Annotated in this window: 21 protein-coding genes; 12 read left to right on the top strand and 9 right to left on the bottom strand. The window is 69.9% G+C overall.

Annotation, left to right across the window (positions count from 1 at the left end; translation table 11 throughout):
• Positions 1–114: 114 nt before the first annotated feature.
• The 3 genes from AYL44_RS02530 to AYL44_RS02520 all read left to right on the top strand — a co-directional run bounded on the left by AYL44_RS02530 (position 115) and on the right by AYL44_RS02520 (position 3,341).
• Positions 115–1,203, top strand: a complete 1,089-nt coding sequence (locus tag AYL44_RS02530) for a sugar ABC transporter substrate-binding protein (protein ID WP_064001678.1) — start codon at positions 115–117, stop codon at positions 1,201–1,203.
• Positions 1,204–1,287: 84 nt separating this feature from the next.
• Complete coding sequence (locus AYL44_RS02525; RefSeq protein WP_064001677.1) at positions 1,288–2,076, top strand: ATP-binding cassette domain-containing protein; 789 nt, start codon at positions 1,288–1,290, stop codon at positions 2,074–2,076.
• The gene (locus tag AYL44_RS02520; protein WP_064001676.1) at positions 2,073–3,341 is read left to right on the top strand and encodes a sugar ABC transporter permease; all 1,269 of its coding nucleotides are present in this window, start codon (positions 2,073–2,075) and stop codon (positions 3,339–3,341) included. The genes AYL44_RS02525 and AYL44_RS02520 overlap by 4 nt, the downstream gene beginning before the upstream one ends.
• A gap of 54 nt (positions 3,342–3,395) precedes the next feature.
• On the opposite strand, the gene AYL44_RS02515 is transcribed toward AYL44_RS02520, so the two are convergent.
• Positions 3,396–3,794: a hypothetical protein gene (locus tag AYL44_RS02515; protein WP_064001675.1), complete on the bottom strand. Its 399-nt coding sequence runs from the start codon at positions 3,792–3,794 to the stop codon at positions 3,396–3,398.
• Positions 3,795–3,848: 54 nt separating this feature from the next.
• On the opposite strand from AYL44_RS02515, the gene AYL44_RS02510 reads away from it, so the two are divergent.
• Positions 3,849–4,979: a class I SAM-dependent methyltransferase gene (locus AYL44_RS02510; RefSeq protein WP_064001674.1), complete on the top strand. Its 1,131-nt coding sequence runs from the start codon at positions 3,849–3,851 to the stop codon at positions 4,977–4,979.
• Positions 4,980–4,988: 9 nt separating this feature from the next.
• Here the strand turns inward: AYL44_RS02510 and AYL44_RS02505 are convergent, their stop codons facing one another.
• From AYL44_RS02505 to AYL44_RS02495, 3 genes are all read right to left on the bottom strand, one after another.
• Complete coding sequence (locus tag AYL44_RS02505) at positions 4,989–5,450, bottom strand: DUF3817 domain-containing protein (RefSeq protein ID WP_064001673.1); 462 nt, start codon at positions 5,448–5,450, stop codon at positions 4,989–4,991.
• A gap of 69 nt (positions 5,451–5,519) precedes the next feature.
• Positions 5,520–5,927: a hypothetical protein gene (locus tag AYL44_RS02500; RefSeq protein WP_064001672.1), complete on the bottom strand. Its 408-nt coding sequence runs from the start codon at positions 5,925–5,927 to the stop codon at positions 5,520–5,522.
• Positions 5,924–6,349, bottom strand: coding sequence for a MarR family winged helix-turn-helix transcriptional regulator (locus AYL44_RS02495; protein ID WP_082886071.1), 426 nt, complete (start codon positions 6,347–6,349; stop codon positions 5,924–5,926). The genes AYL44_RS02500 and AYL44_RS02495 overlap by 4 nt, the downstream gene beginning before the upstream one ends.
• Positions 6,350–6,432: 83 nt before the next feature.
• Between AYL44_RS02495 and AYL44_RS02490 the strand changes: the two genes are divergently transcribed.
• The 5 genes from AYL44_RS02490 (at position 6,433) to AYL44_RS02470 (ending at position 10,207) form a co-directional block, all read left to right on the top strand.
• Entirely contained in the window at positions 6,433–7,692 is a 1,260-nt protein-coding gene (locus AYL44_RS02490; protein ID WP_064001670.1) for a hypothetical protein, read from the top strand.
• Positions 7,692–8,171: a hypothetical protein gene (locus AYL44_RS02485; protein ID WP_064001669.1), complete on the top strand. Its 480-nt coding sequence runs from the start codon at positions 7,692–7,694 to the stop codon at positions 8,169–8,171. The genes AYL44_RS02490 and AYL44_RS02485 overlap by 1 nt, the downstream gene beginning before the upstream one ends.
• A 341-nt stretch (positions 8,172–8,512) precedes the next feature.
• On the top strand, positions 8,513–9,256 hold the full coding sequence (locus AYL44_RS02480) for a hypothetical protein (protein ID WP_064001668.1): 744 nt from the start codon (positions 8,513–8,515) through the stop codon (positions 9,254–9,256).
• Entirely contained in the window at positions 9,234–9,647 is a 414-nt protein-coding gene (locus tag AYL44_RS02475; RefSeq protein ID WP_064001667.1) for a phage holin family protein, read from the top strand. Before AYL44_RS02480 ends, AYL44_RS02475 begins: the two co-directional genes overlap by 23 nt.
• The gene (locus AYL44_RS02470; protein ID WP_064001666.1) at positions 9,644–10,207 is read left to right on the top strand and encodes a DUF3618 domain-containing protein; all 564 of its coding nucleotides are present in this window, start codon (positions 9,644–9,646) and stop codon (positions 10,205–10,207) included. Before AYL44_RS02475 ends, AYL44_RS02470 begins: the two co-directional genes overlap by 4 nt.
• Before the next feature lie 195 nt (positions 10,208–10,402).
• Here the strand turns inward: AYL44_RS02470 and nrdF are convergent, their stop codons facing one another.
• The 4 genes from nrdF to nrdH are packed head-to-tail and all read right to left on the bottom strand — an operon-like array spanning position 10,403 to position 14,222.
• Entirely contained in the window at positions 10,403–11,380 is a 978-nt protein-coding gene (gene nrdF / locus AYL44_RS02465) for a class 1b ribonucleoside-diphosphate reductase subunit beta (protein ID WP_064001665.1), read from the bottom strand.
• A 29-nt stretch (positions 11,381–11,409) separates the two neighbouring features.
• The gene (gene nrdE, locus AYL44_RS02460; RefSeq protein WP_064001664.1) at positions 11,410–13,542 is read right to left on the bottom strand and encodes a class 1b ribonucleoside-diphosphate reductase subunit alpha; all 2,133 of its coding nucleotides are present in this window, start codon (positions 13,540–13,542) and stop codon (positions 11,410–11,412) included.
• Positions 13,543–13,547: 5 nt separating this feature from the next.
• Positions 13,548–13,985: a class Ib ribonucleoside-diphosphate reductase assembly flavoprotein NrdI gene (gene nrdI / locus AYL44_RS02455; protein WP_064001663.1), complete on the bottom strand. Its 438-nt coding sequence runs from the start codon at positions 13,983–13,985 to the stop codon at positions 13,548–13,550.
• Between the two features lie 3 nt (positions 13,986–13,988).
• The gene (nrdH, locus tag AYL44_RS02450; RefSeq protein WP_018188439.1) at positions 13,989–14,222 is read right to left on the bottom strand and encodes a glutaredoxin-like protein NrdH; all 234 of its coding nucleotides are present in this window, start codon (positions 14,220–14,222) and stop codon (positions 13,989–13,991) included.
• Between the two features lie 427 nt (positions 14,223–14,649).
• Between nrdH and AYL44_RS02445 the strand changes: the two genes are divergently transcribed.
• Positions 14,650–15,855, top strand: a complete 1,206-nt coding sequence (locus AYL44_RS02445; protein WP_064001662.1) for an MFS transporter — start codon at positions 14,650–14,652, stop codon at positions 15,853–15,855.
• 6 nt (positions 15,856–15,861) lie between these two features.
• Here AYL44_RS02445 and AYL44_RS02440 read toward each other — a convergent pair whose 3' ends face one another.
• Entirely contained in the window at positions 15,862–16,266 is a 405-nt protein-coding gene (locus tag AYL44_RS02440; protein WP_064001661.1) for a hypothetical protein, read from the bottom strand.
• Between the two features lie 52 nt (positions 16,267–16,318).
• Between AYL44_RS02440 and AYL44_RS02435 the strand changes: the two genes are divergently transcribed.
• Complete coding sequence (locus tag AYL44_RS02435) at positions 16,319–17,092, top strand: alpha/beta fold hydrolase (protein ID WP_064001660.1); 774 nt, start codon at positions 16,319–16,321, stop codon at positions 17,090–17,092.
• Complete coding sequence (locus AYL44_RS02430; RefSeq protein ID WP_064001659.1) at positions 17,089–18,246, top strand: acyl-CoA dehydrogenase family protein; 1,158 nt, start codon at positions 17,089–17,091, stop codon at positions 18,244–18,246. The genes AYL44_RS02435 and AYL44_RS02430 overlap by 4 nt, the downstream gene beginning before the upstream one ends.
• Positions 18,247–18,272 lie beyond the last annotated feature (26 nt).

Raw genomic sequence — 18,272 nt, 5'->3', positions numbered from 1 at the left:
GTCGGCGGTGACGAAAGCGTTATGTTCACATCTTGACTTCATTTCGTGAACGCATCAAGATCATCGTCAAGCGCGATGCCGCGCTCGTTTGATTTCACTGTCGAAAGGCGAACGATGAAGAAGTCCCTGTCCGTCGCAGCAGTCCTGGGGGCCGCTGCACTCCTGCTCGCCGGCTGTTCGTCCGCGAGCACCCCGGCACCCGCGGGCTCGAGCGGCGGCGCCGAACCGGCCGAAGCCGGCCGTGCGTGCGTCATCCTCCCCGACGCGGCGTCCTCGCCCCGCTGGGAGAACTTCGACCGCAAGTACCTGGATGAGGGGCTCAAGGCCGCCGGCTTCGACGTCGACATCCAGAACGCGCAGGGCGACACCTCGAAGTACGCCACGATCGGCGACCAGCAGCTCACCCAGGGCTGCGGTGTCATGATGCTCGTCGACTACAACGGCGCCGCCGTGGGTGTCGCCACCAAGGCGAAGTCCCAGGGCATCCCCGTCATCGCCTACGACCGCCCGTTCCAGGGCGCCGACTACTACGTGTCGTTCGACAACGTCGAGGTCGGCCGACTCGAGGGCCAGACCGTCCTCGACGGTCTGAAGGCGGCCGGCAAGGACCCGAAGACGGCCGTCGTCTACTACATGGGCGGCGACCCCACCGACGGCAACGCGGCCATGTTCAAGAAGGGTGCCGTCGAGGTCATGGAGGCGGCGGGCATCAAGCCGACCGCCGAGCCTCCGGGCGTCTGGGACGGCGCCAAGTCGCAGACCAACTTCGAGCAGGCGCTCACCGCCAACGGCGGCAAGGTCGACGGCGTCTGGGCCGCCAACGACACCAACGCCGACGGCGTCATCAAGGTGCTCCAGGACCGCGACCTCACGGGTGTCGCCGTCTCGGGCCAGGACGCCAACGTCGAGGGCCTGCGCAACATCCTCACCGGATGGCAGACCGCGACGGTCTACAAGCCGGTCAAGGATGAGGCCGAGGCGGCGATCAAGGTCGCGACCGACCTGCTGAAGGGGTCGACGCCGTCGGCCGACCAGAAGCTCGAGGACGGCACGCCCTACATCGCGGTGACCCCGCAGCTCGTCGGGCCCGACAAGGTCAAGGACGTCGTCGCCGCCGGTGACGCCTCGGCCTCGGACGTCTGCTCGGGCGAGATCGCCGGCGTCAGCCTCGCCGACAAGTGCGCCGAGTTCGGCGTCGAGTGATCTGACGAGGGTGGGGATGCCGCGACCCGCGGCATCCCCACCCTCCCTGTCTGCGCGACACCCCGACCTCTCAGGAGAACCCGCATGAGCGAACCCATCATCGAACTCCGGCGCGTGACGAAGTCCTTCGGCCCGGTCAGCGTCCTCAAGGGCGTCGACCTCACGGTCCGACCGGGCATGGTCACCGCCCTCGTCGGCGACAACGGCGCCGGCAAATCCACCCTCATCAAGGGCCTCGCCGGTGTGCAGCCCTACGACACTGGCGAGATCCTCGTCGACGGTCAGGAGCAGTCGCTCCGGACCCCGCGCGAAGCCGGTGCGCTGGGCATCGAGGTCGTCTACCAGGACCTCGCGCTCTGCGACAACCTCGACATCGTCCAGAACATGTTCCTCGGCCGCGAGGAGGTCATCGGCGGGACGTTCGACGAGGGCCGCATGGAGAAGGAGGCCTCCGACACCCTCCGCTCCCTCTCGGTGCGCACCGTCAAGAGCGTGCGGCAGAAGGTGTCGAGCCTGTCCGGCGGTCAGCGGCAGACCGTCGCGATCGCGCGCGCCGTGCTGAAGAAGGCGCGCGTGGTCATCCTCGACGAGCCCACCGCCGCCCTCGGCGTCGCGCAGACCGAACAGGTCCTGAACCTCGTCCGCCGCCTCGCCGACCAGGGTGTCGCAGTGGTCCTCATCAGCCACAACCTGGCCGACGTCTTCGCGGTCGCCGACGACATCGCGGTCCTCTACCTCGGCCAGATGGTCGCGCAGGTCGCCACCATCGAGACCACCCGCGACGACATCGTCGGCTACATCACCGGAACCAAGGTCCCCCCGGGCGTGCAGCTCGTCGGGACCTCCACGATCCCCGTCGGAGGCGACGCATGAGCACCAGCACCCGGACCGCGGCGGCACCCGACCCCGTCGTGAGCGATCTCATCGGCAGCGGTGTCGAGGGCGGCGTCGGCGACCAGGTACGCGCCTGGCTGCAGCGGGTGCGCGGCGGCGAGATGGGCGCGCTCCCCGCCGTCGGTGGCCTCGTCCTCCTCGTCATCCTCTTTAGCATCCTCAGCCGGTTCTTCTTCACCCCGGTGAACTTCGCGAACCTCATGAGCCAGGCGGCATCCCTGGTCGTCCTCGGCATGGCGCTCGTGTTCGTGCTGCTGCTCGGCGAGATCGACCTGTCGGCCGGTGTCACCGGCGGCGTGGGCATCGCGTCCTTCGTCGTCCTCAACGTCAAGCTCGACATCCCCTGGCCGATCGCGCTGGGGCTCGGCCTGCTCATCGGCTTGGCGACGGGAGCCCTGATCGGCTTCCTGGTGGCGAGGATCGGCATCCCGTCCTTCGTCGTCACGCTGGGCCTGTTCCTCGGGTATCAGGGCCTCGCCCTCCTCATCATCGGTGCGGGCGGTCTCTACCCGATCGAGGCTCCCGAGCTGCTGGCCCTGCAGAACGGCCGGCTCCCGGTCTGGGGCGGCTGGGTCATGCTCGGCGTCATGGTGCTCGTCTCGGGCGGACTGTCGTTCTGGGACCGGCGCCGCCGGACCCGGGCGGGCGTCCCCAACCGGCCGATCGCGCTCGTGTGGGCCAAGCTCGCGGTGCTCCTGATCCTCGGCGGCGCCGCGGTGTTCGTCCTGAACCTCAACCGGTCGCAGTCGATCATCCCCATCGAGGGGGTGCCGATCATCGTGCCGGTCGTCCTCACGATCCTGTTCATCGGCACGTTCGTGCTCGACCGCACCAAGTTCGGACGGTACGTCTACGCGATCGGCGGCAACGCCGAGGCCGCGCGTCGCGCCGGCATCAAGGTCCGCTGGGTGAAGTGGTGGTGCTTCGTCATCGCCTCGGGCCTGTCGGTCGTCTCGCTGCTGTTCAACCAGACGCGTGTCGGCTCGGTCGACGGCGCGGTCGGACGCGACATCGTCCTCTCGGGTGTCGCGGCGGCCGTCGTCGGCGGTGTCAGCCTGTTCGGTGGCCGCGGACGGCTGATCCACGCGGCGATCGGCGCGCTCGTCATCGCGATCATCATCAACGGGCTCGGCCTGCTGCAGATGGATGCCGGCTTCAACCTGCTGGTCACGGGCGGCGTCCTGATCCTCGCCGCCACAGTCGACGCGCTGTCGCGTCTGCGGACCGGGGGCGTCCGCACCTGACCCTCCCCTGTACGAAGGAGGCCCCCGTCCGCGCGGACGGGGGCCTCTCTCGTCTCAGCCGCGTGCGGACCCCTCATCCCGCGTCGACCACAGCGCCCAGGCGATGAGGACGGGCTGGAAGAGCAGCCGCGCCCAGCGCGCCTTGTCGCTGTCGAGGCGGAAGCCGTCGCGCTTCCCCAGGGCCTGGCCGATGTTGCCGGGGAAGATCGCGACGAAGAATGCCGCGAGGATCGCCCCGACGCGGCGCCGCTCCTTCGGGAGCGCGACGAGAGCGGCACCCAGCATCATCTCGACGGCGCCGGAGGCGACGACGACACCGTCCTTGTCGATCGGCAGCACCTCGGTGACGAGGTCCGGCACCTGCGCCTGGAACTCCTTCCGAGCCCAGAACAGGTGGCTGAGGCCGGCGAACACCATGGCGCCGGCGAGTACCCAGCGTGCGAGAGTCTTCATCGTCCGAGTATCCCCCGGGTGAGGGATGCCGCGGCCCGGCGATACGCTCGATGAGTGACCTCCGCCGCGCCGTTCCCGTTCGCGCGGCTGTCCCGACTCCCGGATCTCGAGGCTCCGGGGCTCGTCGCCGCCGACGCCGCCGACCGGCTGATCCTCGACGAGTCCGCCGACGCGCGCGCCGCCGCGGCCGCCGGGGAGATCGCGGTCATCGGCGACGCCTACGGCGCCCTGGCCCTCGGCGCGGCATGGGACGGGGGCACCGGCATCCGCGTCCATCAGGACACCCTCGCCAGCGAACGCGCACTCGCCCGCAACGCCGCGGCGCTGGGCCTCACCGGGCACGTGTCGTCGCTCCCGTTGAGCGCGGGGCTCGTCTCGGGGGCGCGGGTCGTGCTGCTGCGCCTGCCGCGGTCCCTCGACGCGCTCGACGACATCGCCGCGCTCATCGCAGCCCACGCCCACCCGGACGTCGTCGTCTGGGCGGGCGGACGCCTCAAGCACATGAGCGTCGCCATGAACGACGTCCTCGCCCGGTACTTCGACCGGCTCGACGTGACGCTGGCGCGACAGAAGTCGCGCGTGCTCGTCGCCCGCGGGCCGCACGACGGCCACGACCCCGTGCCGGCGGAAGGCGACGCCGACGGCCTCGCCCTCCGCGCGTTCGGCGGCGCGTTCGCGGGCGCGCGGCTCGACATCGGCACGCGGCTGCTGCTCGCGCACCTGCCGCAGGACCCGGCCGGCGGCGGCGCCTCCGACCCGCTCATCGACTTCGCGTGCGGCACGGGCGCCGTCGCCGCGCACCTCGCCCTCGCTCACCCCGGGCGGCACGTCTACGCGTCCGATCAGTCCGCCGCCGCGGTGGCCTCGGCGCGTGCGACGGCCGCGGCGAACGGCGTGGGCGACCGCGTCGAGGTGGCGCGCGACGACCTGCTGCAGGCACGGGCGGATGCCTCGGCATCCTTCATCGCGCTGAACCCGCCCTTCCACAGCGGGGCCGCCGTGACCGACCGCCTCGCCCCGCGGATGTTCGCCGACGCGGCGCGCGTCCTGCGGCCCGGCGGCGAACTCTGGTGCGTGTGGAACTCCGGGCTGCGCTACCGCGGCGCGCTCGAGCGGATCGTCGGACCCACGCGGCAGGCGGCTCGCGACGCGAAGTTCACCGTGACGGTCTCGACGCGGCGCTGACCCCCGGGATCACCGTCCGCCCGGCGGCCCGACGAGGAGCAGCACGACGTAGAGCGCGACGACGGCGACGACGATCAGCGCCACGAGGACGCCGGCGTGGCGCAAGAACCACCGCAGCAGCCGGTCGATCGGCCGCCGGTCACGCGGGTCGGCGGTCTCCTCGAGCCGCCAGTGCCCGTCGAGGCGTCCCGTCCGGCGCAGCCACATCTCCATCGGCAGGGTGGCGTAGGGGACGATCGCCGATCCCACCGCGAGCAGCGCCACGCCGAGGTGCCACCGGTTGTTGAGGGCGACGAGGATCGCCGTCGCCCCGTAGGAGAGGAAGACGAACCCGTGGATGCCGCCACCGATCGTGACGGCGACGGCCGGACCGCCGACCGCGCGGATGATGAGGCCGGCGATCAGGAGGGTCCAGGAGAACAGCTCGGCGATGGCGAGCACGCGATACAGGGAGGCGGGGGTGCGGAACACGCCTTCAGCCTAGCTGAAGGATGCCGCGCCACCTGTGCGCGCGCTGTGACGGCTCCGCACGGTGACCACTCACCGGCGTGTCGACCAGAGCGCCCAGGCGACCAGGAGCGGCTGCAGGAACAGGCGAGCGAACCTCTTGGCGTCGGAGTCGAGCCCCGGCACGTCGCGTCCGGTGCGCCAATGGTGCACGTTGCCGGGGAAGACCGCGATGAACAGGCCGGCGATCGCGAGACCCACGCGCCGGCGCTCGCGCGGGAGCAGGAGGAGCGCGACCCCGAGCAGCGCCTCGATGACACCCGACACGACGACGATGGTGTCCTTGTCGGTGCGCAGCAGCCGGGTCGCCCAGTCCGGCACCGCGATGCGGAACCCGCGGCGGAGGACGGTGAGGTGACCGGCCCCGGCGGCAACGAGGAGAGCGGCCAGCGCCGAGCGCGCCGCCGCGCGGAGCGGGTCCCGCGGTGCCGCGCGCGTCATTCGACGACGCCGGCGCGGATGCCGTCGAGCGACTCCGCGACCCTCGGATGCGCCTGCGCCAGCGCGCGGTCGAGGGCGGCGAGGCGTTCCTGCGCGTCCTGCAGGACCTTCGCACCGCGGGGCGTCACGCTCAGGTCGCTGGCCGCGCCGGCCTGCGCCGTCGCGTCCGCCACGAGGCCGTCGTCGACGAGGGCGTGCACGGCGGCGTGCGCCGACTGGACGGTGATGCGGGAGCGGCGTGCGAGCTCCGAGAAGGAGATGCCGGGCTCGGCGCCGATGTGCCCGAGCAGACCGAACTTGCGGGTCGAGATGCCGAGGTCGCGCAGCTCCGCGGCGAGCTGCGCCTCCCACGAGGCGGAGACGGCGAGCAACGCGATCACCGGGCTGAAACGCGGAGCATCCTCGGTCGGGGTATCTGCCACGCGAGCAGTCTATGAGTCAAGAGAGCGGCCGTCCGTGATTGGCGTGGCCGGGAGCGGTCCCGGCTGCCAATACAATCAGCGCTATGATGCGCGCGAACGCCCATCCCACCGCAGCCCTGGCCGCTGCGGCGATGGCGTTCGCCCTGGTGACTCCGGCAGCCCCGGTGGCCCAGGCATCCGCCGCAGCGCCGACCCCGGATCACCACCGGACGCACCTCAGCGTATCGGCGACCCTGGCCGAGCTGGCCTCCCTCGATCACGACGGCGTGACGGCGCTGCTGGACCGCACGCCCGGGCTCATCGCGACGCTGCTCACACAGACCTCCGCTGCCGACGCCGCGGTCTGGTGGGCCGAGATGGATGCCGCGCGCCGCGACGACCTCATCCGCACGGTCCCCGTGCTCATCGGCTCGCTCGACGGCATCGACGCCGCCGACCGTGTCCGCGCCAACCGGTACGCGGCGCGGGCGCGCCTCGCGCGGGTCGACGAGCGGTTGCATCAGGTGAGTCGCCGGGGCGCGGAGGGAGACGCGGCACTGCTCGGCGATTTGTTGCTCGAGCGCCGGTACCTCACGAAGGTCGTCGCCGGGCAGGTGCGCCTCTACCTCTACTCCCCCGAGCGCGGAGCGATGATCGAGATGGCGGGCGATCCGTCGACCGCTGCCGGCATCCTGCTCGTCGTCCCGGGGACGAACGCGTCGGTGCGCAGCTTCATGGTGGAGGACCCGGTCACCTCGTTCGCCGACTGGCAGGTCGCCAACGCCGACCCGGGCGCCCCCGTCGTGGCCTTCACGGTGCTCGCCGCCCCCATGCCGCAGATCTCCCTGAATCTCGCGTCGGGGCCGCAGAACAACACGATCGCCACGGCCGCGGGTGCCCACTACGCTCGCATCGTGAAGGGAATCGAGGTCGCTCTCCCCGGGCTCCCGACGCTCAGCTACGAGCACAGCGCCGGGTCGCAGGTCGGCAGTTCGGCCGAGATGCACGGCGCCCGTTTCGACGTGCGGTTCCTCGCCGGCGGCGTGGGGGCCACCGACGGCTACCGCCCCGTGACGGGGACGACCTACTACGCCGCGCAGGCCGCCGAGGACGTCAACCGGTACTACGCGGGCTTCCAGGTGGGCGACATCGGGTACGGCGTCGGCCCCGAGGAGATCCCCGGGGTCATCGTGCTGGACCCCGGGTACACCGAGCAGCAGGCGACGGGCTCGGTCGGCGCGATGCTCCTGCAGGGACTCGATCTGCACAACCGGCTGTTCAGCGGCGACGGTCACACGAACGGAACCGTCCTCAAGGACGTACGCCTGCTCCTGGCCTCGCTGGCCCGCGGAAGCAGCGGCTGATGCGCGCCCGGTCCGGCGCAGCGACGATGCTGCTCGTGACCTGCCTCATCGGTCTCACCGCCTGCTCCGCGGGAGCGGGGCCGTCGTACGCGGACGTGCGCGCCCAGGCCGAGGACGCGGTCGCCGAGATCGTTGCCGCCCTCCCCGACGGCGCCGAGTTCGTCCCCGACGGCGGGGCGAGCGCGCAGTCGTGCGAGTCGGAGGTCAGCCCGGGCGGCCCGTCGACGGGCGAGTTCGCGACGATCCACGGCGCCGTCACGCTGCCGGAGGGGACGGATGCGGCGGCCACGGTGACCGAGCTGCCTGCCACGCTCGGCGAGGGCTGGGCACTCGAACCGGCCGGCGTCGAGCTCGACATCGCGACCGTGCGATTGAGTCGCGCCGAGACGAACGTGTCCGTCGACGTCACGGAGTCGACCGTCGACGGCCGCCCCGGCCTCGATCTGCTCGCCGTGTCGGAGTGCGGCCGCGCGGGCTGAGACGCGCCGGCTGAGGCCGACCCGGTCCGCTCGCCGATGCAAGGGATCCGATGCGACACCCCGCGCTGACGCCTGTCCCACCGACGTGTCGCCTTGAATCCATTGCATCCGTGAACAGCGCGGCACCGACGAACCTCGGGCGGATTCCGGCATCCGCTCGCGGAGCATCACGAGCGCTGTCAGGGGCTGACGCAGGACTCGGTCGGCGATCGGACGGCCGAGGGGTGCAGGTGCCGCGCATTTACCGCCTCAGACGGTGCGACGCAACCCCGGTACGACTTGCTCGACCCGCTCGCACAGTGGCGCTCCCAGGACAGGAGTCCTCGAGCAAGGGAGCAACTATGTCAGTCGGATATGGACCCACGGGTACCGGTGGCGCCGACGCCGGGTCGGGGAAGACCGAGACCGTGAAGGATGAGGCATCCGCCGTCACCGGCACCGCGACCGACGCGGCGAAGGATGTCGCCCACACCGCCAAAGACGAAGCAGCGTCCGTGGCGGGCGAGGCGAAGTCGCAGCTGAAGGACCTCTACGCGCAGAGCCGCACCGAGTTCTCGGACCAGGCGGCGCAGCAGCAGGAGCGAGTCGCGAGCGGGCTGAAGGCCGCGGGCGAGGAGCTCGGATCGATGGCCCGCAACGCGGAGGGCGGCGGCATCGCCACCGACCTCGTGCAGCAGGTCTCCGACCGCCTCACCGGCGCGGCTGCGTGGTTGGGTGACCGTGACCCCGCCGCCCTCCTCGACGAGGTGAAGCGGTTCGCGCGGCGACGCCCCCTCGTCTTCATCGCCGGCGCGGCCGTCGTGGGTATCGTCGCCGGGCGACTCGTCCGGGCGATGGCGTCGCACGACGACAGCGGCACGGCGACCTCGCGGGCCTCGCTGGCCCCCGCCCCCGCGGCGGCGGCGGTCCCGGCATCCGCGCCCGCCACACCCGTCGACGGACGGGACCCGGCCTACATCGACCCGATCGCGGCCGACACGACCGGTGCACTGCCGCCGTCGGACACGCCGCTCTACGACGAGTCGGCCGGTTTCCGCGGCGGCGCAGACGAGAGGGTCACGGATGAGCGACGCGACACCTTCTGAGCGCAAGGCCGCGTCGACCTCGCTCGGCGACCTGCTCGGCGAGGTGACACGCGACCTGTCGACGCTGATGCGGCAGGAGATCGCGCTGGCGAAGGCAGAGCTGAAGGACTCGGCCACGACCTCCGCCAAGGGTGCCGGCCTGCTCGGCGGTGCCGGGTACGCGGCATCCATGGTCGTCCTCTTCCTGTCCCTCGCGCTGTGGGCCGCCCTCGCGACCCTCGTCGGCTGGGGCTGGTCGGGCGTGATCGTGGCGGTCCTGTGGGCGATCATCGCGGCGATCCTGTACGCGGTCGGCCGCAAGCAACTGAAAGAGGTGCAGGGCGCGCCGCAGACCGTCGAGACCCTGCAGGAGATCCCAGAGACATTCAAGAGAAACGAGGAGAACCGATGAGCGATTCACCTGACGCGATCCGCGCCGACATCGAGCGGACCCGTGCCGAACTCGGCACCGACGTCGACGCCCTGGCTGACAAGGTCAACCCGTCGAAGATCGTCAACCGCCAGACGAGCAAGATCAAGGGCGCGGTCGGCTCCGTCCGCGACCGGATCATGGGCGCCGCCGACGACGCCGGCTCGTCCGCGCACGACCTCGCCGGGTCCGCGCACGGCGTCGCCCACGACGTGAAGGCCAAGGCGGAGGGCAATCCGCTCGCCGTGGGCCTGATCGCCTTCGGCGCGGGGCTGCTCGCCGCATCCCTCATCCCCGCATCCGCGAAGGAGAAGGAGCTCGCCGAGACGGCGAAGGAGCAGGCGCAGCCGCTCGTCGACGAGCTCGGGGAGGTGGCGAAGGATGCCGCGAGCCACCTGAAGGAGCCGGCTCAGGATGCCGCGACCGCCGTCAAGGAGCGGGCCCAGGAGGCCGTGCAGACGGTGAAGGACGAGGGTTCCGACGCCGCCGGGACCGTCACCGACCGCGCCCAGGAGGCGCGGAGCAACATCAGCGAGAACTGAGAGGAGACATGATGAGCGATCCCATCGCGGACAAGCCGAGTCAGGCCGAGGGCGACATCGGCGACGACGACATCACGAAGGACGAGCAGGAGTCCGACGAACAGGACGACTGACCGCACGGGCACCCGCGCAGCGAACGACGAAGGCCCCCGGCATCCGCTCATGCGAGCGGTGCCGGGGGCCTTCGTCAGTGACTCAGAAGTCCCAGTCGTCGTCCTCGGTCGCGACGGCCTTGCCGATGACGTACGACGATCCCGACCCACTGAAGAAGTCGTGGTTCTCGTCGGCGTTCGGCGACAGGGCCGACAGGATCGCCGGGTTCACGTTCGTGACCGTGGCGGGGAACATCGCCTCGTAGCCGAGGTTCATGAGCGCCTTGTTGGCGTTGTAGTGCAGGAACTTCTTGACGTCCTCGGTCTGGCCGATGCCGTCGTAGAGGTCCTGCGTGTACTGCACCTCGTTGTCGTAGAGCTCGTAGAGCAGCGAGAACGTGTAGTCCTTGAGCTCGTCGCGCTCGGCCTGACCGAGGGTCTCGAGTCCGCGCTGGAACTTGTAGCCGATGTAGTACCCGTGCACGGCCTCGTCGCGGATGATGAGGCGGATGATGTCGGCCGTGTTCGTCAGCTTCGCCTTCGACGACCAGTACAGCGGCAGGTAGAACCCCGAGTAGAAGAGGAACGACTCGAGCAGGGTCGAGGCGACCTTGCGCTTGAGCGGCTCGTCGCCCCGGTAGTAGTCCATGACGATGCGGGCCTTCTTCTGAAGGTTCTCGTTCTCGACCGACCAACGGAACGCGTCGTCGATCTCGGGCGTCGACGCGAGCGTCGAGAAGATCGACGAGTAGCTCTTCGCGTGCACCGACTCCATGAACGCGATGTTCGTGTAGACGGCCTCCTCGTGCGGGGTGATCGCGTCGGGGATCAGCGAGACGGCGCCGACGGTGCCCTGGATCGTGTCGAGCAGCGTCAGGCCGGTGAACACGCGCATCGTGGTCTGCTGCTCCTCGGGGGTGAGCGTCGCCCACGACTGGATGTCGTTGGACAGCGGCACCTTCTCGGGCAGCCAGAAGTTGTTCACGAGGCGGTTCCACACCTCGAGGTCCTTGTCGTCCTGGATGCGGTTCCAGTTGATCGCCTGGACCGAGCCGAGGAGCTTCAGGGGTTCGGGGGTCATGTCTTCTTCCTCTATCGAATCTCGGCCGGTCAGAGCATGCAGGAGACGCACTCGGTCATGTCGGTGCCCTCGAGCGCCATCTGACGGAGACGGATGTAGTAGATCGTCTTGATGCCCTTGCGCCAGGCGTAGATCTGCGCCTTGTTGATGTCGCGCGTGGTGGCGGTGTCCTTGAAGAACAGGGTCAGCGACAGGCCCTGGTCGACGTGCTGCGTGGCGGCGGCGTAGGTGTCGATGACCTTCTCGTAGCCGATCTCGTACGCGTCCTCGTAGTACTCGAGGTTGTCGTTCGTCATGAACGGCGCCGGGTAGTAGACGCGGCCGATCTTGCCTTCCTTGCGGATCTCGATCTTCGACGCGATCGGGTGGATCGAGCTCGTCGAGTTGTTGATGTACGAGATCGAGCCCGTCGGCGGGACGGCCTGCAGGTTCTGGTTGTAGATGCCGTGCTTTTGGATGGATGCCTTCAGCTCGAGCCAGTCCTGCTGGGTCGGGATGTGGATGCCTGCGAAGAGCTCCTCGACCCGGGCCGTCGCCGGCTTCCACTCCTGCTCGGTGTACTTGTCGAAGAACTCGCCCGAGGCGTACTTCGAGTCCCAGAAGCCGTCGAAGACCTGACCGCGCTCGATGGCGATCTTGTTCGAGGCCTGCAGCGCGTGGAACAGCACCGTGTAGAAGTAGATGTTCGTGAAGTCGACACCCTCCTCCGAGCCGTAGTGGACGTGCTCGCGGGCGAGGTAGCCGTGCAGGTTCATCTGGCCGAGGCCGATGGCGTGCGACTTGTCGTTGCCGTCCTCGATGGAGCGGACCGAGCGGATGTGGCTCTGGTCGCTGACCGCGCTGAGGGCACGGATGCTGGTCTCCACCGTTCCGGCGAGGTCGCGGCCGTCCATCGCGAGGGCGATGTTCATCGAGCCGAGGTTGCAGGAGATGTCCTTGCCGATCTGGTCGTACGAGAGGTCCTCGTTGAACGTCGTCGGCGTGTTGACCTGCAGGATCTCCGAGCAGAGGTTGGACATGTTGATCCGGCCCTTGATCGGGTTGGCCTTGTTCACCGTGTCCTCGAACATGATGTACGGGTAGCCCGACTCGAACTGGATCTCGGCGAGGGTCTGGAAGAACTCGCGCGCCTTGATCTTGGTCTTCTTGATGCGCGCATCGTCGACCATCTCGCGGTACTTCTCGGTGACCGAGATGTCGCCGAAGGGCACGCCGTACACCCGCTCGACGTCGTACGGCGAGAAGAGGTACATGTCCTCGTCGTTCTTCGCGAGCTCGAACGTGATGTCGGGGACGACGACACCCAGCGACAGCGTCTTGATGCGGATCTTCTCGTCCGCGTTCTCGCGCTTGGTGTCGAGGAACTTCATGATGTCGGGGTGGTGGGCCGAGAGGTACACGGCACCGGCGCCCTGACGCGCACCCAGCTGGTTCGCGTAGCTGAAGCTGTCTTCGAGAAGCTTCATGACGGGGATGATGCCCGACGACTGGTTCTCGATCTGCTTGATCGGGGCGCCCGCCTCGCGGATGTTCGAGAGGAGCAGGGCCACGCCGCCGCCGCGCTTGGAGAGCTGCAGCGCGGAGTTGATGCCGCGGGCGATCGACTCCATGTTGTCCTCGATGCGCAGGAGGAAGCAGGAGACGAGTTCGCCGCGCTGCGCCTTGCCGGCGTTGAGGAAGGTGGGGGTGGCGGGCTGGAAGCGGCCCGACAGGATCTCGTCGACGAGCTTCGTGGCGAGGTCCTGGTCACCGGCGGCGAGGGCGAGCGCGGTCATCACGACGCGGTCCTCGAAGCGCTCGAGGTAGCGCTTGCCGTCGAAGGTCTTGAGCGTGTAGCTCGTGTAGTACTTGAACGCGCCGAGGAACGTGTCGAAACGGAACTTCTGCGCGTAGGCGTGGTCGTTGAGCCACTGGATGAACTCGAACGGGTACGCGTCGATGACGGCGCCCTCGTAGTACTCCTTCTCGACCAGGTAGTCGAGCTTCTCCTTCAGTGAGTGGAAGAAGACGGTGTTCTGGTTCACGTGCTGCAGGAAGTACTCCCGCGCCGCGCGCTTGTCGGCGTCGAACTGGATCTTCCCGTCCTCGCCGTAGAGGTTCAGCATCGCGTTCAGGGCGTGGTAGTCCATGCCCTCGAAGCGCGCCTCCGTCTTGAAGGCCATATCGGTCACTGCAGCTTCCACCAGTCTTCCAATCCGCCGCTCACGCGGTCGACGTCCTCGGGCGTGCCGAATACTTCCAGCCGGTACAAGTGCGGCACCTGACACTTGCGGCTGATGATGTCCCCGGCGAGGCAGAACGACTCGCCGAAATTGCTGTTTCCTGCGGAGATGACTCCGCGGAGCAGTCTCCGATTGCCCTCGTCGTTGAGGAAGCGGATGACCTGCTTGGGAACCGCGCCCTTCTCTTCTCCTCGGCCCTGGCCGCCCCCGTACGTGGGGGTGACCAGGACGTAGGGCTCCTCGACGTGGAGCACGGGTTCGGAGGAGTGGAGCGGGATGCGGCGTGCCGGCATCCCGAGCTTCTCGATGAAACGTGCGGTGTTGCCCGACACGCTCGAGAAGTAGACGAGCAGCGGCACGTTCGTCACGACGGCCGCGCTCATCGCTCAGACCAGGCGCGAGGCGAGCTCGTCGATCTTGTCGGGACGGAAGCCCGACCAGTGGTCCTCGTCGGTCACGACGACGGGGGCCTGCAGGTAGCCGAGCGACTTGACGTGCTCGAGCGCCGCCGGGTCCTCGGAGAGGTCGAGGACCTCGTAGTCGATGCCCTTGGAGTCCAGCGCGCGGTACGTCGCGTTGCACTGCACGCAGGACGGCTTCGTGTACACAGTGATCGCCATTCGTCGAACCTCTCTCGTCCTCCGGAACCCGTCGCGCGGGGTCCATCTCGTGTGAAATCTGGGGGTGAATCCATCGGCCGGAAGGCTGGGAGCCCGCCGGGAGCTCAATACTACATATGGGTACGGACACCGGGAAGCACCACAAGGGGTAGTAGTTACATCCGTGTAGTTTTTCCGCCGTCCTCCACAGGTACAACACAAGTTCTCCACCGTTTCATCCCCAATCCGGCAGGTCCGGAAGGGGGTCGAAAAGGCCAGGATTCCGGCCGAAACCCTTCCGGGACCGGACGGTTGTCCACAGGTCGCACGGTAGAGCGGGCCACCGACATCCGATTCCGGGACCGGTCGGCGTGTCGGGCGTGTCGCGGCGTGTCGCACGGGCCCCGCACGCCCGTCGGACGTCGTCGGCGGTCGGTACCATGAAGGGGTGGCGGGATACTCGGAACTCCTGCGCGTCCCGGGTGTCGCGCGCATCATCGCGGCACAGTTGACGGCACGGTTCCCGAGCGGGATGACGAGCCTCGCCGTCCTCCTCCACGTCGAGCAGTCGACCGGGTCGTACGGCGCCGCCGGCATCGTCCTCGCCGCACTGTCGATCGGTCAGGCGATCTCCGGCCCGGTGACCAGCCGGTGGATGGGTGTCTGGGGGATGCGGCGCGTCCTCACCCTCACCGCCGTCGTCTGCGCCGCCGCCGTGTTCGCCCTCGCCCTCAATCCGTTCGGGATGCCGGGGTTCGTCGTGTTCGGCTTCATCGCCGGCATCGCGAACCCGCCCGTGCAGCCGGCCGTCCGCACGATCTACCCGAAGATCGTCACCTCGCGGCAGCTGACGCCCCTCTTCTCGTTGGATGCGAGCCTGCAGGAGATCATCTGGATCTTCGCGCCCGTCGTCATCACCCTCGTCGCGACCCAGGTCGGCACCGTCCCCGCGCTCCTGCTGATCGTCGTCATCCTCATCGGCGGATGCGCCTGGTTCATCGCCTCACCCGAGGTGGGGCGCGTCCGCATCCCCCGCAGCCGCCGCGGCTTCGGTCGCGTCCTCGGCAAGCCCGTCGTGCTGCTCTCGACCGTGACCGGCTTCCTCCTCGTGGGGGCGTGCGCCGCGGTCGAGGCGGGCGTGGTCGCGACCTTCGGGCACGAGGGCATCGAGGCGGGTCTCGTCCTCGCCGTCTTCGCCGTCGGCAGCCTCGCGGGCGGCCTCGGGTTCGGACACATCCCGATCGGCCGCTGGGCGATGGCCCGCCGCCTCACGATCGTGGCTGTCGGGGTCACCCTCGTCATCATCAGCCTGAACGCCTGGTGGATGGGCGCCTCGCTCTTCGTCGCGGGCCTCGGCATCGCCCCGGCCCTCGCCGTCATGTTCGCCATCACGAGCGCGAGCGTCCGCTTCAGCGAGACCGCCGAGGCCTACGGCTGGATCGGCACCGGCCAGCTCATCGGCGCCGCGGCCGGCTCGGCCGTCGCGGGGTTCCTCATCGACGGCATGGGGGCGGTCGGCGCCTTCTTCGCCGCGTCGGCGTTCGCCGTCGCGGGCGCGCTCGTGGCGGCGGTCTTCGTGCGCGGGTTCCCCGACCTCCGCGGCCGCGACGCGAGCCCGATCCCCGACACCGAGCCGGTCCCCCTCATCACCTGAGCGCGGTCAGCGGATCCGCCCGAGCAGGAACAGCAGGGCCTGACCGTAGGCGTCGGCGGGTTCGGGATGCCGGAAGCGGTGGGGCGCGGCATCCACTTCGATCTCGACCTCGTGTGTGTCGGGCAGGCGCCGCAACGCGCGGAACGTCCCCCGCAGCAGCTCGCGCAGCTGCGCCTCGGAGGGCAGCCACAGGGCGTCCTCGAGCGCGACCGAGTCGAGCGCCCACTCGGTCGTGCCGTTGAAGGCGAGCAGGTCGCCGGTCGGATAGCTGCGCGCCTCGACGGTCATCTCGCTGACGGTGTAGACGTCGGCCTCGAACTCGGGCTCGTCGAGCTGGAACCGGTCGCCGGAGCGGGGACGCCAGGTCAGGCCGCTCGCGCGCAGCTCGCGTGCCAGGTCGGTGGAGATCATGCCCCCATCCTGGCCCGGCACCGCGGGCCGGGGCCCGTCCTAGGCTGAGAGCATGCCGTCACCCGTCACCCTCCCCCGCCTCGGTTGGGGCGACCCGCGCGCGCCGCGGCACGCCCTCCTCGTCCACGGTCTGGGCTCGAACGGCGCGCTCATGTGGCGCTACGCCGTCGCCCTCGCCGACACTGGCTGGCACGTCGAGGCCGTCGACCTGCGCGGGCACGGCACCGCCCCGCGCGCGCTCGACTACTCGATCGCCGCGTACGCAACCGACCTCGTCCACACCCGTCCCGCCGGCGACGGGACGTGGGACCTCGTCCTCGGCCACTCCCTCGGCGGCGCCGCCGCGACCGTCGCTGCGGCCGACGCGCCGACGTGGACCCGCCACCTCGTGCTCGTCGACCCCGCCATCCACCTCTCCGACGAGGACCGTGAGAGCGTCCGCGCGAGCCAGGAACAGGCGTTCGCCGACACCTCGATCGCCGCCGTCCGCGCCGCCCACCCCGGGTGGCTCGAGGTGGACGTCGAGCTGAAGGCGATCGCCGCCGCGCAGGCGAGCCGTTCGGCGGTCGAGGCGACGGGCGCGCAGAACACCCCGTGGGATGTGCGGGAGGCGGCATCCCGTCTCACCGTGCCGACCCACGTCATCGCCGGCGATCCCGCGGTGTACTCCATCTTCACGGGGGCGCTCGCGGCCGAGGTGCAGCAGAACCCGCTCGTGTCGATGGCCGTCGTGCCGGGCACGGGGCACTCGCCCCACCGCGATGCTCCGGATGCCGCCGCGCGGGCCCTGCTCGACGCGGTCGCCGCCTGGGGGCTGGACGCATGAGCTTCGACCCGGCTGCCCACCTGCCCGACGATCTGCTCGCGCGCATCCGCTCGCGCGCGGCCGCCGTCGACGCCGAGAACGTGTTCCCCGAGGAGGACCTCGCCGACCTCCGGGCGGCGGGTTACCTCGCGATCCTCGTGCCGACGGAGTTCGGCGGTCCGGGACTCGGCCTGCGCGAGGCATCCGTCCTGCAGCAGCGGCTCGCGGGGGCGGCGCCGGCGACCGCGCTCGCGATCAACATGCACCTGGTGTGGACCGGTGTCGCGAAGGTGATGTCCGACCGGGGCGACGACGCCCTGCGCTTCCTGCAGGAGGGCGCCGCCCGCGGCGAGGTGTTCGCCTTCGGCATCAGCGAGGCGGGCAACGACCTCGTGCTGTTCGGCAGCGACACGGATGCCGCGCCCCGGCCCGACGGCTCGTACGCCTTCACGGGCACCAAGATCTTCACGTCGCTCGCGCCGGTGTGGACGCACCTGGGGCTCCACGGCCTGGACGCGTCCGACCCCAACGACCCGCGGCTGGTGTTCGGCTTCGTCCCGCGCAGCGACGCCGTCGTCACCCGCGACGACTGGGACACGCTCGGGATGCGAGGCACCCAGTCGCGCACGACCGAACTGCACGGCGCGGTCGCCCCCGCCGACCGCATCGTCCGGAAGCTGCCCGTAGGGCCCAGCCCCGACCCGCTCGTCTTCGGCATCTTCAGCGCGTTCGAGATCCTGCTCGCCTCGGTCTACACCGGCATCGCGCGCCGTGCCCTCGACCTCGCGGTCGAGACCGCGCGCGCCCGCACCTCGAAGAAGACGGGCCGCTCCTACAGCCAGGACCCCGACATCCGGTGGCGGGTCGCCGACATGGCCCTCGCCTACGACGCCCTGCCCGTGCAGGTCGAGACCCTCGCCGCCGACGTCGACGGCCTCGTCGACCACGGCGCGATGTGGTTCCCGAAGCTGTCGGCGATCAAGCACCGCGCGGCGGTGACGGCGAAGCAGGTCGTCGACGAGGCGATGCTCGTCGCAGGCGGCTCGTCGTTCTTCACCCGGAGCGAACTGAGCCGGCTCTACCGCGACGTGCTGGCCGGCCTGTTCCACCCGTCCGACCCCGAGTCGGTGCACGGCGCGCTCGCGAACGCGTGGCTGGGTCCGCTCGAGCCGTGAGTCGCCCCGGCGCGTGAGGGGCGCCG

The sequence above is a fragment of the Microbacterium oleivorans genome (genome assembly GCF_001644225.1).
GTDB lineage: Bacteria > Actinomycetota > Actinomycetes > Actinomycetales > Microbacteriaceae > Microbacterium > Microbacterium gawkjiense.
The sequence above is the reverse complement of the archived record's forward strand: the minus strand, read 5'-3'. Positions and strand labels throughout refer to the sequence as shown.

What these genes read in the sequence shown, in the direction of transcription:
- AYL44_RS02480 (WP_064001668.1), top strand. Translation starts at nt 8,513, where the DNA reads ATGTCAGTCGGATATGGACCCACGGGTACCGGTGGCGCCGACGCCGGG.
- AYL44_RS02430 (WP_064001659.1), top strand. Translation starts at nt 17,089, where the DNA reads ATGAGCTTCGACCCGGCTGCCCACCTGCCCGACGATCTGCTCGCGCGC.
- nrdH (WP_018188439.1), bottom strand. Translation starts at nt 14,222, where the DNA reads ATGGCGATCACTGTGTACACGAAGCCGTCCTGCGTGCAGTGCAACGCG.
- AYL44_RS02485 (WP_064001669.1), top strand. Translation starts at nt 7,692, where the DNA reads ATGCGCGCCCGGTCCGGCGCAGCGACGATGCTGCTCGTGACCTGCCTC.
- nrdE (WP_064001664.1), bottom strand. Translation starts at nt 13,542, where the DNA reads ATGGCCTTCAAGACGGAGGCGCGCTTCGAGGGCATGGACTACCACGCC.
- AYL44_RS02490 (WP_064001670.1), top strand. Translation starts at nt 6,433, where the DNA reads ATGATGCGCGCGAACGCCCATCCCACCGCAGCCCTGGCCGCTGCGGCG.
- nrdF (WP_064001665.1), bottom strand. Translation starts at nt 11,380, where the DNA reads ATGACCCCCGAACCCCTGAAGCTCCTCGGCTCGGTCCAGGCGATCAAC.
- AYL44_RS02515 (WP_064001675.1), bottom strand. Translation starts at nt 3,794, where the DNA reads ATGAAGACTCTCGCACGCTGGGTACTCGCCGGCGCCATGGTGTTCGCC.
- AYL44_RS02500 (WP_064001672.1), bottom strand. Translation starts at nt 5,927, where the DNA reads ATGACGCGCGCGGCACCGCGGGACCCGCTCCGCGCGGCGGCGCGCTCG.
- AYL44_RS02530 (WP_064001678.1), top strand. Translation starts at nt 115, where the DNA reads ATGAAGAAGTCCCTGTCCGTCGCAGCAGTCCTGGGGGCCGCTGCACTC.
- AYL44_RS02520 (WP_064001676.1), top strand. Translation starts at nt 2,073, where the DNA reads ATGAGCACCAGCACCCGGACCGCGGCGGCACCCGACCCCGTCGTGAGC.
- AYL44_RS02440 (WP_064001661.1), bottom strand. Translation starts at nt 16,266, where the DNA reads ATGATCTCCACCGACCTGGCACGCGAGCTGCGCGCGAGCGGCCTGACC.
- AYL44_RS02435 (WP_064001660.1), top strand. Translation starts at nt 16,319, where the DNA reads ATGCCGTCACCCGTCACCCTCCCCCGCCTCGGTTGGGGCGACCCGCGC.
- AYL44_RS02470 (WP_064001666.1), top strand. Translation starts at nt 9,644, where the DNA reads ATGAGCGATTCACCTGACGCGATCCGCGCCGACATCGAGCGGACCCGT.
- nrdI (WP_064001663.1), bottom strand. Translation starts at nt 13,985, where the DNA reads ATGAGCGCGGCCGTCGTGACGAACGTGCCGCTGCTCGTCTACTTCTCG.
- AYL44_RS02475 (WP_064001667.1), top strand. Translation starts at nt 9,234, where the DNA reads ATGAGCGACGCGACACCTTCTGAGCGCAAGGCCGCGTCGACCTCGCTC.
- AYL44_RS02525 (WP_064001677.1), top strand. Translation starts at nt 1,288, where the DNA reads ATGAGCGAACCCATCATCGAACTCCGGCGCGTGACGAAGTCCTTCGGC.